Here is a 12,583-nt window from a genome sequence, read left to right on the forward strand (position 1 = left end):
AGGTGCGCCGGACGTCCCTGCAACGTGTCGGTGCCTTCTCGTACGATTAGGGGCATGCCACAACAGAAGGAGCTGGAGAACCCCGGCTCGAAGTTTTCCGAGGTTCTGGAGGCTGCCGCGAAGCTCCCAGGCGTCCGCATCAACCGCGGTGCCTACCTTCGGAACGCGCTCAAGCGCTACTGCACTGAAGATCAGATTGAGCGAGCGATTGCGGAGAGCCCGGCAGCCGCAGGGGTGCCGCTCAAGGTCATCACCGACGTCGCCAACACCTCAGTCACATACGAGACGACCAAGGTAACCGGCATCTCGACCCTCGCTGGTATCCCCGGCGGACTTGCGATGCTCGGCACAGTACCCGCCGATATGGCTCAGTACGTGGGCCACATGCTCCGCATCGCTCAAAAGCTCGCTTACATATATGGGTGGCCTGACCTCTTCGGAGACGCATCAGAGGAAATGGACGAGGCTACTGAAGGAATCCTCACCCTATTCGTGGGCGTGATGGTTGGCGTTCAGGTCGCCCAAGGCGGAGTAGCCAAGGTCGCGGGGATGATCGCGGCCAACGTGGCCAAGAAGCTCCCCCAGAAGGCGTTGACGAAGGGAGTCATCTATCCCGTTGTGAAGAAGGTTGCAGGATATCTCGGTGTCGGCATGACAAAGAAGTTGTTCGCCAACGGGATCGCAAAGGCCATTCCCGTAGTCGGCGCGGTCCTGTCCGGCGGGCTCTCACTTGGCACGTTCTTGCCGATGTCAAAGCGCTTGCAGAAGCATCTCGCAAGCTTGGAGTTGACGAAGCCCGGCCACCGCGGGGACGCAGATGTCGTCGACGTCGAAGTGATCGAAGACGACGATACAGATCTGGAGTGCTCTCTTCCCAACGACGTTGTTCCCGCCGACGATGAAGCAGTGACCTCGTAGCTCTTCAGAGACAATCGCCAGCCTTCACACGATCCGGCATAACGGCAACGCCGCCGCGGTGAATGCCTGAGCCTGCTGGCCAACGAGGAGTCGTGTCTCGCAGGAGGCTTGGATTGCGGCTTGTTCGATGGCGGCGACCGCAGCGTCGAGGTCGTCGCTGGTGGTGGCGGAGACGCTGATGAGGCCGGTGTAGCGGAGGATGCCGTGCCCCGCGGTGAGGTCAGCTTCTTGCTTCAGGACGTCGTGGTATTCGGCGGTCTGGCTCGCGTCTTCGATCTGCCCGATCTTCTGGCGCTGCGCGGCGTCTGAGATGTACTCGGTCTTCTTCTTGCGAATGTCGCGGGCGGCTTGGTCGGAGCGCATCGGGGTGCACAGCAGGGAGAAGGATCGTTGGATGCCGTTGGAGAGCAGGATGGGTGCGAGGAAGCCCGGGTAGACCATGGAGCGCGGCCACTCACTAATCCAGAGGACGGCGTGGTGGGCGGAGTCGGTGCGCAGCCGGTTCCAGGATTCGTTGACGGCGACGGGTCCGGCGGTGGCGAGGTTCTGGCCGAGTTCCCCGTGACGTTCCAGGGTGGCGGCGACGGCGGGGTCATAGGCGGAGCGCAGGATGACGGCGATCTGTCCGCAGGTCAACCACGCGGACGGCGCAAGGTCGGCGGAGCGTAGGGCGGCGACGAGGGTGTTCATTTCTTGGCGGAGGACGGCGGCGCCGCCGCGGATGCCGCCGCCTGCGGTGCGGATCTGTCGGGCGGCTGCCTTCATATCCAGCGAGAGCGACAAGGTGGTGGCGTGGCGTTCGCCTGCGGGTCCGGCCCGGTCGATCAGTTCACTGTAGGTGGTAGATGCCCACGATGAGTCATGGGTGCCGTGGGTGGACCACCATTCGGCGAGTCCGGTGCCTGAATCGGGCAGGGTGCGTTCGAGGACTTGGAGCATGGAGACCCGCCCGGAGCGGCATACGGTGGCCAGCACCCGGCTCCAGGAGGTGACGCGTCGTTCCTGTTCGCCGGGGTCCAGCAGGACGAATGCTGGGTGGGTGACGGAGATGACGGCGGTGAGTGTGGCGGCAGAAGGGTCGTGGATCATTCCTGCCCCGGTGATGGGGTCGCGGTATTCGCGCAGGCGTGCGTTGTCCCCGGGGAGGGCGAGGGTGCCCGCGGGGCGGGGCTTGACGATGCGGCGGCGGTAGAGCAGCTGGCCGCCGGTGGTTTTCCAGATCCACCAGAAACCCACGGGTACCCATTCGACGATGGGGCGTCCGGACAGGGGTATCCAGGTGAGAGCTGCGGCCAGGACCCAGATGGGTGCGGTGATGGCGATGAGGATGCCGCCTCCTGCGTAGAACGCCCACACCAACGAGACCACCCCGACACCCAGTGTCACGAGCTGTGACAGGGAGAGTCCCAGGAGGACACCTCTGCGGGTCAGCCGGGAGAACTTCACCGGCACCAGGTCGGACCCGGGAGTACTGCTTGACGTCATGGTGCTCACTCCTTGGGTGGCTGGGGCGCGGGCGGGTCAGCCGGTGGCTTCGGCTCAGCAGGTGGCGGACTCTGTGGTGGTGCGGGATCGCTCGATGGCGGGTTCGGCTGCGGCGTCGACGGTGGTGGCGTGCCGGGGTTGCTCTGCTCGGGTGGCGGGGTGCTTCCTGGCTGGTCGGCGGCGTCAGCGGCGGACTCGGCTTGGTCGCCGACCTCGTGGCCGAGCGTGGGCCCGGCCTCGGCGGCTGTTTCGGCGACTTCGGCGCCAACGATGACCGCCGCTGCGGGTCCTGCTGCCGCGGCGGCACCTCCACCGGCTCCTGCGGTTTCAGTGGTGGCCGCGGGGCCCGACGTGGGTGCGGCCTGCGTGGGTGGTGCAGAACCGCCTCTACCACCACCTCCTCCGCCGCTTGACCCGGAGCCTCCGCCGTCACCGCCGTCGAGGACTTTCTTCACCCCATCTGCTTGCGGCTTGGAGGGGACAGGGACGGGCTGGTTGAGTGCGCCCTTGGCTTCTTGCTCGGTGCCCATGGCGTGGTAGAGGTCGAAGCCGAGGAAGGAGACGAACCGGTAGACCATGTAGGGGGCGAACGCGGCGATGAACAGCAGCACGATTCCCGTGATGGGTTCGGTCACCGCCGACAGGTCTGCCTCGATGGGGGTGGCGACCTGGGTAATCGCGATGAGGAACACGACGACAAGGACGAGCTTGGAGACGATCAAGGCCACGACGAAGGCCGCCCACTTGCCGATCCAGGAGCGGGTGACATCCCATGCGGCACCGGCGAAGGCGACCGGGGCCAGCACGATTGCCACCAGCAGCAGTGCCTTGCGGATCAGGAGGCTGAACCAGACGATGGCGACCGCGCAGATCATGAGTCCGGCGAGGAAGATCGTCACGATCGCGCCAACGCCTGGAGCACTGATGTTGATCGCGGTGAGGCCCGCGGTGAGCAGCGCGATCTTGTCGCCCATGGTTCCGGTGGTTTCCCCGGCTGCTTGGACGATGCCGATTGAGAGTTGGTCGACGATCTCCAGGGCGGTGGCGGTCAGGGTGATGACGAGGAAGGAGCCGAGGACGGCTTTGCCCGCCCCGAGTGCTGCCCTGGACAGGGCGGAGGGTTCGCGGCGGATGAGGCCGAGGATGAGTTGGAAGCAGAAGAAGAGCAGCACGATGAACACGCCGATGCCGAAGAGCAGGTTGTACACGTCCAGGTAGCCCTTGGCGGTGACGTCGACGAGGGTGGTGGAGTCGAAGACTTTCCACATGGCCTCGATGAGCCATCCTGCGGCCTGGCCCATGGTGGATGCCAGCCAGTCGAAGGGCGCCGACACGAGGGTGGCGGCGGCTTCACCGGCGGCATCACAGACCGTTGAGATGACGGGAACATCGCAGACACCCATCACAAACCTCCCAAGGTGAAACGGAGCGTGGCTGGCCTCAGACCTGCTGGCCGACGTTCCAGAAGAAGTTGATGAGAGTGACGGCAGCGCCGCAGACCACGGCCGCACCACAGGAGACGAGGACGCCGATCTTGCCTCGCCCGGCCAGGTGCGGGTTGGAGGAGTTGGAGCCGAAGCCCCACACGATCGCCGAGATGATGAGCGCGAGGACGGACAGGATCAGCCCGATGGTCATCACGGCGCCGACGATGGTGCGTAGCTGGGAGATCCCGGGCAGGCCGGAGTCGTTGGGGCTGATGTCGATGTCCATGGGCAGCATGGCGGGCAGCTGGACGAGGACGGATGCGAGGTCGATCACGATGAACTCCCAAAGATCAGAACCACCCGGCGGGCGGCAAACTAGAAACATGGTCGACCAGCAGGTGCACGCGCGCGCCCAGATCACTGATGAGTCGCCTCACTGCGACTAGCGTTGGATGCATGCGCCCCGAAGATTTCTTGACTGAACGCCCCGGTGCCGGACCCTGGGGAACGAAGCAACGCATGCTGGACCGAAACTTGATCAAGCAAGTCCACGCTGGAATAGCGACATCGCCAACAGATATTGACGCTGCTGTTGCACTGGCACGCCTCGTCCATGATGAGTACATCGAGCGGGGTACTTCAAATCATCCCAGGTTCACCGTGGATGATTCTAGAGCCTCAATGTCTGCGCTCCGAGCAGTATTACGTCGACTGAACGTGCCGTTCTCCCCACCCTTTTCCGACTTCGAAGAGTTCTACCATTACTGGAAAAGAGAAGGAGCGTCGGGCACAGGGGGTTGGGAATCCCGGCGTCAGATCCTTGCCGGTATTTTCAATCCTGTTCACGATCTGCTAGCTGACATGCAGGCAGGCACACTCACCCATGAATTGGCAGTACCCGTGACCGAGCGTCCTAGAACAGGGTGGACTCAGGTTGATGAGGAGATCGCTGAATTACGCCGCCACTTTCGAGAGGCAACGACTTCTCAGGACTATCGGAATATCGGCAATGATTGTGTAATTGTCTTGGAGAATCTCTCCGCTGCCGCTTATCGGCGAGAGCGTCATCTTCCGGCTGAAGAGGATGAACCAGCTGTCGCAAAAACTAAGGCGAGGCTCGAACGGGTCGTAGAAGTTGAACTCGATGGCAAGTCAAATGCAGAGCTTAGGAAACTCGTGCGGGCGGCTATTGAGCAAGCCCAATCTGTTAAGCATAGGACGCCGGACAGAAGGCAAGCGGGAATTGCTGCTGATTCTGTAATTCTTCTCGCGAACATCTTCAGGAGATTGGAAGAATCGGAGGAGCGCGACATAACAGAGTCCTAGATTTGTTCGCCCAGCTGGATGAGCCAGTTGATCCAGGCGACCCCCGCCCCAGCGAGGACCGCAGCTCCAAGCGCGACGAGGACACCCGCGCGGGCTTTCGTGGCCACACTGGTGTTCCCGGTGCTGCTTGCAATGGCCCAGATGATGGCGGAGACGATGATCATGAGGACCGCGATGACCAGGACGATGGTGAGTGCGGCGCCGATGACTGTCTTGAGGTCGCCGATGCCGCTCAGGCCGTCAAAGTTGGGGAACACGTCCATCACAGGGCTCCTTCCTTCACGGTGATGTGCAGGTGGTCGTAGTGGCCTCCGGTGATGTCAGAAGGGTCGTGCATGCCGCCGCCGTTGTAGGGCCGCCAGCCCTCAGAGTCGCGGTCGATGTTCCAGATGGTGCCCTGCCAGATCAGGTACTGGACGCCGAGGGTTTCGGCGTGGTCTTTGACCCAGTTCGTGACCTCCCACCCGGCCTCTAACTGCGCAGGCGTGGGGCGCTTCCCGATGGGGTTGCCGAAAGTGATGTCGCAGGCCCGCCCGAGTGGATGCTCGGACTTGGTACCGCTACGCGGTGAGTAGCAGGACCAAGAGGTGTCGGGGAAGGCCTGCTGGGTCTGGGCCATCACGTAGGCCATGCGAGCCGTGATCTGCCCGCCGGTCGTCGGATCATCTACCAGCGCGTTGGGGTCCCCTTCGGGGAAGGCTGCGGGGTCGCCCGCGGTGGTAGAGGTGGAACAGCCGTCACTGTCGGTGTCTCCGGTGGCTTCGGGCAGGTCGGCAGCGTTGTGGTCGTTGAGCCAGGGTGCTGGGTCGATGGCCTCACTGTCGGTGCCGCCGGGGCGGACCTCGAAGTGCAGGTGCGGTCCTGTGGAGTGTCCAGACGATCCGACGCCGCCGATGTGTTGGCCCGCGGTCACCGATTGTCCTGCGGTGACGTGGATGCCGGTCTCCCACATGTGGATGTAGGCGGTGGCGAGGGTGGCGCCGTCGATGTGGTGTTCGATGACGATGATCCCGCCGCCCGTCTCGGTGTATTGGGCGCGGGTGACGGTGCCATCGGCGGCGGCCAGGATCGGTGTGCCTTGCGGGGCCGCGAGGTCGATGCCGGAGTGGATGCGGGATTCCCCGTTGATCGGGTCAATGCGCGGCCCGAACTCGGAAGTCTGCACCCACGTTCCTTCCGGTAGTGGGAACACCACCCGGGAGGTCTCGCCCGTCACCACGGGCACCGTGCCGGAGCCGGTCCCGCCGGTGGTGAGGGTGGTGAGGATCTTCTCGGCGACGGGCGCGTAGTTGTCGTACCGGTCGGGGAAGGCGGAGACTTCCACGGCCTGGGCGGCCTCTCCTGTGCCCATCTGCTCCCAGCCGGGAATGTCCAGCAGGCCGCGGGGCGAGGGGTAGTTGGGGCCTTTGGGTCCGCCGAAGAACGCCTTGACCTGGTAGGTGGGGTCCATGAGCTGCTTGACGGTGCCCCAGCCGGATTGGGGACGCATCTGGAACAGGCCGAGACTGTCGTGGTCTCCACCGTTCCCGTCGTTTGGGTAGTTCCCGGATTCGGGGTAGGTGCCGGTGTTGGCGAGCATCCGCAGTGTTGACTCGGTGAGCGCTGCCATGAGGGCGATCTGGAGTCCGTCGCGGGTGACGCCGTCGATTGTGGAGCCTTCGGTGATGATGGTCGCGGCGTGGGTGAGCTGCTGACGGTTCAGGGTGAATGCCTCTCCGGCCGCGGTGGTCACCTCCAGTGAGTCCGGGACGTTTCCGACGGCGACGCTCGCGCTGCCGGTGGTGGTGCAGGACGCGTTGGCGGCGGGGTTCATGATCAGGGCGACGCCGACCAGCCCGAGCATCGGCCCCAGGAGGACCAGTGCGGTGGCGAGGAGGCCGATCTTCTTCAACATGACGGTCTCCTGCCTGTCAGCCCAGAGGGTTGTCGAGCTGGGACAGGCGCAGCAGATGGCACGTCTCGTCGGGCGGGCAGGCGATGAACACCGTGAACGCCACGTCCCGTTCGGCCGAGGTCGGTGCCCCATTCCAGACGCCGTCGCGCTGGCGGGTGCCGTGAATCGTGTACGCCGCGGCCCCATCTGGAAGTTGTCCGGGGTGCGCCTGTTCCACGGCCTCGTTCCACGCGTTGGGGACCTGGATCGAGTCGATGGTGAGGGTCTGCGTGGTGGCGTACTGGCGCAGGTCGATCCAGGCGTCGCGGGTGGGCAGGTAGGTGGCGATGTCGGCGGCCAGGCCCGCTTGCTCTTGGCCGGTCGGGTCGCCGACATCGAGGAGGGCGGACGTGTAGTCCAGGGGCATGAGTCCGGTGGTGGTGTCCCAGGTGAACAGGGCGAGGGCGACATTGCCTGCGAAGGTCTGGGGGTCGCGGCTTCCTCGCACCACAGGCGCTGTCGGTTGCATCGGCGTTGGCCGGGCGCGGGGAGCGGGCACTGCTGGCCCGGAGGGAGCTGGCGGCGAGGGCTCACTCGACGGTTTCGCTGGTCCGGTGAGGAGGCCGTAGACGCCGAACGCCACCAGCACCACCAGTGCGGTTCCGGTGGCGATCAGGGTGATGAGGCGGCGTCGGGCGCGCGAGTCGGCTGGAGTCTTCATACCCAGCAGGTGTACCGAGCTACCCGAAGGCTCAGATGGCCTTGAGGTGCGAGCGCTGCTCCATGCCCGTGAGCGCGGGCGTGGCCAGGGCGGCGCGGATCTGTTCGGCGAAGGCCGTGGCGTCGTCGACGAAGGTGAAGAACTCGTCAATCTCGGTGGCGGTGAGCTTGTCGACGAGGATGAGAACGTCGAAGTGGTCCCACCAGCCAGGCGCGAAGCCCTGCCACGTGTGGACGAAGGTACGCGGCGGCCACGCCTCCATCTCAGAGGCAACGGGTGCTTTCGGCTTGGTCGTGGCCGGGCGCTTCTTGCCTGCGGTGCGCTGCTCGGCCTGGAGTTTCGCGAGTGCCTCTTCCGCCAGGCGTGCGGCGTTCTCCGAGCGGGAGGTGGCGGCTGTGGCGGTGAGGTCGCGGATGCGTTGCCAGGCCGGATGCACGTGAGCGCCCTGCTCAATGTTCGCCAGCTCGTGCTCGGCCTGGTGGCGGATGTGCTCGGGCTGGTCGGGATCAGCGGCGACGTCTTGGAGCCAGGTGACCTTGTCCAGCGTGGCATAGGAGGCACCGCCGGGGATCATGTTGGCCGCCTGCTTGCGGCGGTCCCCGGAAGACTCTGACGGTCCCGCAAATTTTGCGGGACCGTCATCCCCAGGTTGATGCACACTGGAGAACTGAGTGGCTTCCTTACGGCGGTCGGCGTCCTCACGGAGCAGCTCGTTGATCTCTCGATAGAGTCCGGCTTGCTCCAATTGGGTGAGCGGCTTGTGCAACACGTTGTCGTCCTGCTCGGCCAGCAGGTAGGCCAGCGGGTCGGAGATTCCCGAGCGCACCCACACGCGCACGGTCTCCCACCCGAGCTTCTTGATCGCCGCCAGGCGCCTGGCCCCACAGACGAGGACCCCATCGGGCGTGATGGTGATCGGCTGGAGCAGCCCATACTTGTGGATCGAGGCGGCGAGGCCCTCAATGTCGCCGAGGTCGCGGCGGTGGCGCGCCCCGACCTGGATCGAACTCACGGTCCGTTCCAGTTCGATATGCCCGCTGGTCGCGCCCACAGTCGTTCACCCGGCCCTGCCCGGAGCGGCGAGCGCGATCGCGAGGATGAGGTCCTCGTCGTGGAGGATCGAGCGGATGGGTTCGCCGATGACCAGGCGCATGAGAATCCCGCGCCCAGCCGGGGTGGCCTGTAACGCGGGATGCGGGTAGCCCAACAGGGCGTGCAGGAGCACTCGCCAGGAGTTCTGCGGCAGGTCCAGGAACGCGAGCGCGTACTTGTCGCGGCGCAGTCCCTCATAGGCGGAGAGCCTGGAATGGGTGCGTGAGAGGGCTGTGGTCACGTAGTGGATGGCGGTGCGGGCCGCGTCGGCTGGCCAGCCAAGCCCGATGAACAAGGCGACGCACTCGTCGACCGCGTTCAGTGCCGACAGCGCCTCCTCAGCCAACTCTTCCGTGCTCTCCTCGCGACCGTCGGTGTCGGGGTCGTCGATGTGGTCGTAGACCTGAAAGGAAGGGTGGTAGTCCGACAGTGGGGTCTCTCGGTCCGAGATCCGCTCGGGGTCGTGGACATCCTCGTACTTGCGGCGCCGGGCCTGATGCGTTGAGCACAGCAGACCTTGGCCGCGTTCCTCGGCCATGCAGGACAGTTGGACGGCGTGGGTGACCACGGCCCAGGGGTCCCGCGCGGTGCGGGTGGATTCGTTGCGCATCGCTTCGAAGGCGGCGCTGGCGGCCTCCCACGGGTCCAGCCCGTGCTTACGGGCCAGCCCTGCGTACTTCTCGGCCGCATAGGCGACGAGGGCGTCGGCGGTGCGGTCGTGTTCCCAGCTGGTGGGGCCTGCCTCGTGGAGCCGGATGAGGAGTCGGCGCAGTCCCTCACTGGTCGTGAAGTCCTCGCCCGATTCTGATCGTGTCGTCGTGGTGGTCATGGTTGCTGGTACCTCCTTGACCAACAGGTGCGCACCCGTCCCCACGCCGCACGTTGGCGGCGGGGTGAGGCGGCCTGATGGTCGTGGTTCCTCAGGTCACGGAATGCCGACCGAATCCCTCGTCACCGGCTCGGAGCTGTGGCCGCGGCCGAAAGCGGAGACCGGTGGGAGCCTGCGTGCCCTGGCCGCGACAGCGCGGGCGCTGGTCGCTGCGGCGTGGCGGGAGCGGCGGGCCATGTCTGCTTGGAAGTCGATCCCGGCGCCCGCGACCCTGGAACCGCTGCGGGCCATCAGGTCGGTGGGGCGCACCCAGTCCACGCCACGTCCCACACGCTGGTGCGGGCTGAACGCCGGGTCGATGACTGGGTCGTGGTGCCGGATGCTGGTGGCTTCGATGGCATCCGGTGTGCCGGTGGCGCCAGCGATGTCCCCGGCCACGGGGTCTGGGGTCTGCTCGTCGGTACTCATGAGTTCTCCTCTTCATTGGGTGCCTGATTACTCAGGACTTCTGGCGTGTTGTTCGGCGCTTCGTCGTCGGTGGACTCGTCGTCTGACTGTTCAGTGAGAGCGGTAAGCCAGCGGCCAACTGTGGAGGGATGGACGCCCAGCTCGCGGGCTATCTGTTTGTTTGACCAACCCACCTCGTGTAGGTCCGCAGCCCGGACGCGGCGATCACCTGAGTGCCCTGGGTTGAGGTCGTCGCCGTATGCAGATTCGGTACCCGTCCCGCCAGCGATCAACACCGGTGAGATCGGACCCTCAGAGAGCTCCGGGCTGGCGATCGGAGCTTTGTCTTCGGCCTCGAACCCCAGACCCACCGGGATGCCGGAGAGTTTCGCATCGGCTTGAGCGTCTGGTGGTCGGGTGAGAACGACGGTCAGGTGGGTGATCGCCAGGAGCACCACGGGCGGGACCGCAGCGACGGCACCGGCGAGGATGCCAGGCACATCGGCATCTGCAGCGATGACGGCATGGATCGCGTTCGCCGTCACCGAGACGCTGGCCCCGCCGATCAACAGCGCCCACGGATACCAGGACGCTCGGGTCCCGGCCAGGGCAACGACGGCGACGGTCGCGACGACGATGATGCCGTCCACGATCAGCGGCCATGCCCACGCTTGGCCCGCCCCAATCCCCGAGCGCCGCGCCAGGTCGGCCAGAGAGGTGAAGGACAACCAGAAGGCCCCCACCGCGATGAACACCGTCCCTGCTACGGCCGTCATGACGGCCCAGCGGCTCCCGGCCCGGGGGTTCATGACAGGCTCCGAGCAGCAGAAATCGGCGGTGGTGAGCGGTCCAGTGAGGGTACTGGTGCCGGTGAGGTGGATGGAGGACTGCTGGTGGGTGCGGTGGTGACGGTGCGGTAGGCCGAACGCACCGTCACCGTCACTTCACGCACGGAGAGTCCCGCCTGACCACCGGCAGTAGTCAGCACGTCGAGTGTTTGCCCGGGCGGGACGCGGTGTTCGGCCATGGTGCAGGCCGCCCAGAACAACCCGTGGTTGCGTTCACCCTCCTGGAGACGGGCCACCCATGAGGCGAGCCGCTCAACATTCACCGCGTGATCCATCGCCTGCGACGGGGGGCCGTGTGTCCGCGGTGGTGCTGGATCGAGGAAACGGCGCAGCCGCCCCGCATCCAGTGGCTGCGGCCGGTCGCCGGTCACCTTCTCCAGCCGATAGGAACAGCGCTGGCCGTCGATGACTCGGTTGGACGGCGGGACGATGATGTAACCGCCGTCTCCGCGGAAGTCGATGCCAGCCCGCGCGGCCTGCCACGATCGTTGCTCGATACCAGGGGTGGCTGGGTAGTAGGCGTGGAGCCCGCCCGAGGGGGTGCGCACGAACGCCTCCCACCCGTCCAGGAGTCCTGCCGCGTCGGCGCGGTCCAGGGCAACGTACCCGTTGGCGGGCCCGTGGACATCCACGTCGACCACGACGACACCCGAGCGGGCGCCGGTAGGCATCCCGACATTCGCCCCTGGAGTCGACGCCCACCAGTGGCGGATCTGAGCATGGCTCGTGGTGGCGTCGTGGAATCCGTGCCGGGTCAGCGGCTGCTTGCCGTTGACAGCGACGGGGAACACGGGAATTCCAGCAGATGCCATCGCCATCGCCGCCTCGCCCGTCGAGGCTCCAGGCGGCATGCGCATCAGCGTCTGTGTGAACGCGGACAGGCCGGGCATCACAGGCTCCTGGCCTCAGCGAGCACCGGTTCCCGCCGTGCCGGTGCCGCCCGATCCGCAGCAGCAGGCTGTCTCGGGGCGTCGCGGGTGGGGGTGTCGCGTTCGAGCCCGGGTGGGGTGCCGTTGCCGACCTGGGCGGTGTCGAGCTGATCCAGGATCTTCAGGGCGACCGACCGGACGCGCTCGCCGGTGGCTTTGACAACCTCGGCAGGCTCGCGTCCCTCCACCTGGGCGGCCCAGGTGGAGACGTACGGGATCGTGTAGCTCGTCGTGTCCATCCCGTGGGCTGCACCGACCATGAGGGCGACGGATTCGGCCTCGACCTCGCCGATCCCGCGATGCTGGCGCGCCTCCTGATTATCCGGACCGTGCATCAGGACGTGGCCCAGCTCGTGGGCCAGCGTCTTGACCCGCGCCGCGGCATCCATATCGCTGCGGACGGTGACCGTGTGAGCGGCGTAGTCAGTGACCCCATTCGCCCCGAAGATCTCCAACGCCGCGGCGACATCGACGAGGTCGAAACCCGCGGTCTTCACCTGGGAGGCCAGCCCCTCCCACAACCCGCTGGGTGCTTCACCTTCCAGCAGCTTGGGACGTGGGGGCTCCGGAATGTCGTCGCCCGCCGTCTGGGAGGCGTCCCACACGTAGGCCGGGCGCACGCCGACCATCTTTGAGCGCACCGTCTCACCGGGCCGGGGCTTGTCGAACTTGCCGAGCCTGCGCCACG

General features: G+C 65.9%; 14 protein-coding genes. 2 read left to right on the top strand and 12 right to left on the bottom strand.

The genetic code is table 11. The features are described 5' to 3' along the window. Nucleotides 1-54: 54 nt before the first annotated feature. A complete protein-coding gene (locus ABF648_RS06080) occupies nucleotides 55-918 on the top strand; it encodes a hypothetical protein (protein ID WP_415631404.1) in 864 nt (287 codons plus the stop codon). Between the two features lie 24 nt (nucleotides 919-942). Here the strand turns inward: ABF648_RS06080 and ABF648_RS06085 are convergent, their stop codons facing one another. Genes ABF648_RS06085 through ABF648_RS06095 form a run of 3 tightly spaced genes read right to left on the bottom strand, consistent with a single transcriptional unit; the run spans nucleotide 943 to nucleotide 4,125 of the window. Continuing rightward, nucleotides 943-2,403 (bottom strand): SCO6880 family protein, encoded by a 1,461-nt coding sequence (locus tag ABF648_RS06085; protein WP_415631405.1) that lies wholly within the window; start codon nucleotides 2,401-2,403, stop codon nucleotides 943-945. Nucleotides 2,404-2,408: 5 nt separating this feature from the next. Continuing rightward, entirely contained in the window at nucleotides 2,409-3,806 is a 1,398-nt protein-coding gene (locus tag ABF648_RS06090; protein WP_415631406.1) for a conjugal transfer protein TrbL, read from the bottom strand. Between the two features lie 37 nt (nucleotides 3,807-3,843). Further along, the gene (locus tag ABF648_RS06095; RefSeq protein ID WP_048768880.1) at nucleotides 3,844-4,125 is read right to left on the bottom strand and encodes a DUF6112 family protein; all 282 of its coding nucleotides are present in this window, start codon (nucleotides 4,123-4,125) and stop codon (nucleotides 3,844-3,846) included. A gap of 161 nt (nucleotides 4,126-4,286) precedes the next feature. Here ABF648_RS06095 and ABF648_RS06100 point away from each other — a divergent pair, with 161 nt between their 5' ends. Beyond that, nucleotides 4,287-5,156 (top strand): hypothetical protein, encoded by an 870-nt coding sequence (locus ABF648_RS06100; protein WP_415631407.1) that lies wholly within the window; start codon nucleotides 4,287-4,289, stop codon nucleotides 5,154-5,156. Here ABF648_RS06100 and ABF648_RS06105 read toward each other — a convergent pair. The 9 genes from ABF648_RS06105 to ABF648_RS06145 form a co-directional block, all read right to left on the bottom strand. Further along, entirely contained in the window at nucleotides 5,153-5,419 is a 267-nt protein-coding gene (locus tag ABF648_RS06105; RefSeq protein WP_415631408.1) for a DUF6112 family protein, read from the bottom strand. The genes ABF648_RS06100 and ABF648_RS06105 overlap by 4 nt on opposite strands. Next, nucleotides 5,419-7,050, bottom strand: coding sequence for a M23 family metallopeptidase (locus tag ABF648_RS06110; protein WP_415631409.1), 1,632 nt, complete (start codon nucleotides 7,048-7,050; stop codon nucleotides 5,419-5,421). Before ABF648_RS06110 ends, ABF648_RS06105 begins: the two co-directional genes overlap by 1 nt. Nucleotides 7,051-7,066: 16 nt before the next feature. After that, nucleotides 7,067-7,750: a hypothetical protein gene (locus ABF648_RS06115; protein ID WP_415631410.1), complete on the bottom strand. Its 684-nt coding sequence runs from the start codon at nucleotides 7,748-7,750 to the stop codon at nucleotides 7,067-7,069. A gap of 31 nt (nucleotides 7,751-7,781) precedes the next feature. Then, nucleotides 7,782-8,762 carry a ParB N-terminal domain-containing protein gene (locus tag ABF648_RS06120; protein ID WP_415631411.1) on the bottom strand — a complete coding sequence of 327 codons (981 nt, stop codon included), beginning with the start codon at nucleotides 8,760-8,762 and terminating at the stop codon, nucleotides 7,782-7,784. 45 nt (nucleotides 8,763-8,807) lie between these two features. Next, on the bottom strand, nucleotides 8,808-9,671 hold the full coding sequence (locus ABF648_RS06125; protein ID WP_415631412.1) for a hypothetical protein: 864 nt from the start codon (nucleotides 9,669-9,671) through the stop codon (nucleotides 8,808-8,810). A gap of 96 nt (nucleotides 9,672-9,767) precedes the next feature. After that, a complete protein-coding gene (locus ABF648_RS06130) occupies nucleotides 9,768-10,139 on the bottom strand; it encodes a hypothetical protein (protein ID WP_415631413.1) in 372 nt (123 codons plus the stop codon). Beyond that, nucleotides 10,136-10,894 (bottom strand): DUF2637 domain-containing protein, encoded by a 759-nt coding sequence (locus ABF648_RS06135; protein ID WP_415631414.1) that lies wholly within the window; start codon nucleotides 10,892-10,894, stop codon nucleotides 10,136-10,138. The genes ABF648_RS06130 and ABF648_RS06135 overlap by 4 nt, the downstream gene beginning before the upstream one ends. Nucleotides 10,895-10,923: 29 nt before the next feature. Further along, nucleotides 10,924-11,856, bottom strand: coding sequence for a bifunctional DNA primase/polymerase (locus ABF648_RS06140; protein WP_415631415.1), 933 nt, complete (start codon nucleotides 11,854-11,856; stop codon nucleotides 10,924-10,926). Next, a partial coding sequence (locus ABF648_RS06145; protein WP_415631416.1) for an ImmA/IrrE family metallo-endopeptidase occupies nucleotides 11,856-12,583 on the bottom strand: 728 nt, incomplete at its 5' end. The genes ABF648_RS06140 and ABF648_RS06145, both read right to left, overlap by 1 nt.

It is taken from the genome of Propionibacterium sp. (assembly GCF_047719395.1).
Lineage (GTDB): Bacteria > Actinomycetota > Actinomycetes > Propionibacteriales > Propionibacteriaceae > Propionibacterium.

Coding starts and splice junctions, on each gene's coding strand:
- ABF648_RS06080 (WP_415631404.1), top strand. CDS start 55: ATGCCACAACAGAAGGAGCTGGAGAACCCCGGCTCGAAGTTTTCCGAG.
- ABF648_RS06085 (WP_415631405.1), bottom strand. CDS start 2,403: ATGACGTCAAGCAGTACTCCCGGGTCCGACCTGGTGCCGGTGAAGTTC.
- ABF648_RS06090 (WP_415631406.1), bottom strand. CDS start 3,806: ATGGGTGTCTGCGATGTTCCCGTCATCTCAACGGTCTGTGATGCCGCC.
- ABF648_RS06095 (WP_048768880.1), bottom strand. CDS start 4,125: ATGCTGCCCATGGACATCGACATCAGCCCCAACGACTCCGGCCTGCCC.
- ABF648_RS06100 (WP_415631407.1), top strand. CDS start 4,287: ATGCGCCCCGAAGATTTCTTGACTGAACGCCCCGGTGCCGGACCCTGG.
- ABF648_RS06105 (WP_415631408.1), bottom strand. CDS start 5,419: ATGGACGTGTTCCCCAACTTTGACGGCCTGAGCGGCATCGGCGACCTC.
- ABF648_RS06110 (WP_415631409.1), bottom strand. CDS start 7,050: ATGTTGAAGAAGATCGGCCTCCTCGCCACCGCACTGGTCCTCCTGGGG.
- ABF648_RS06115 (WP_415631410.1), bottom strand. CDS start 7,750: ATGAAGACTCCAGCCGACTCGCGCGCCCGACGCCGCCTCATCACCCTG.
- ABF648_RS06125 (WP_415631412.1), bottom strand. CDS start 9,671: ATGACCACCACGACGACACGATCAGAATCGGGCGAGGACTTCACGACC.
- ABF648_RS06130 (WP_415631413.1), bottom strand. CDS start 10,139: ATGAGTACCGACGAGCAGACCCCAGACCCCGTGGCCGGGGACATCGCT.
- ABF648_RS06135 (WP_415631414.1), bottom strand. CDS start 10,894: ATGACGGCCGTAGCAGGGACGGTGTTCATCGCGGTGGGGGCCTTCTGG.
- ABF648_RS06140 (WP_415631415.1), bottom strand. CDS start 11,856: ATGCCCGGCCTGTCCGCGTTCACACAGACGCTGATGCGCATGCCGCCT.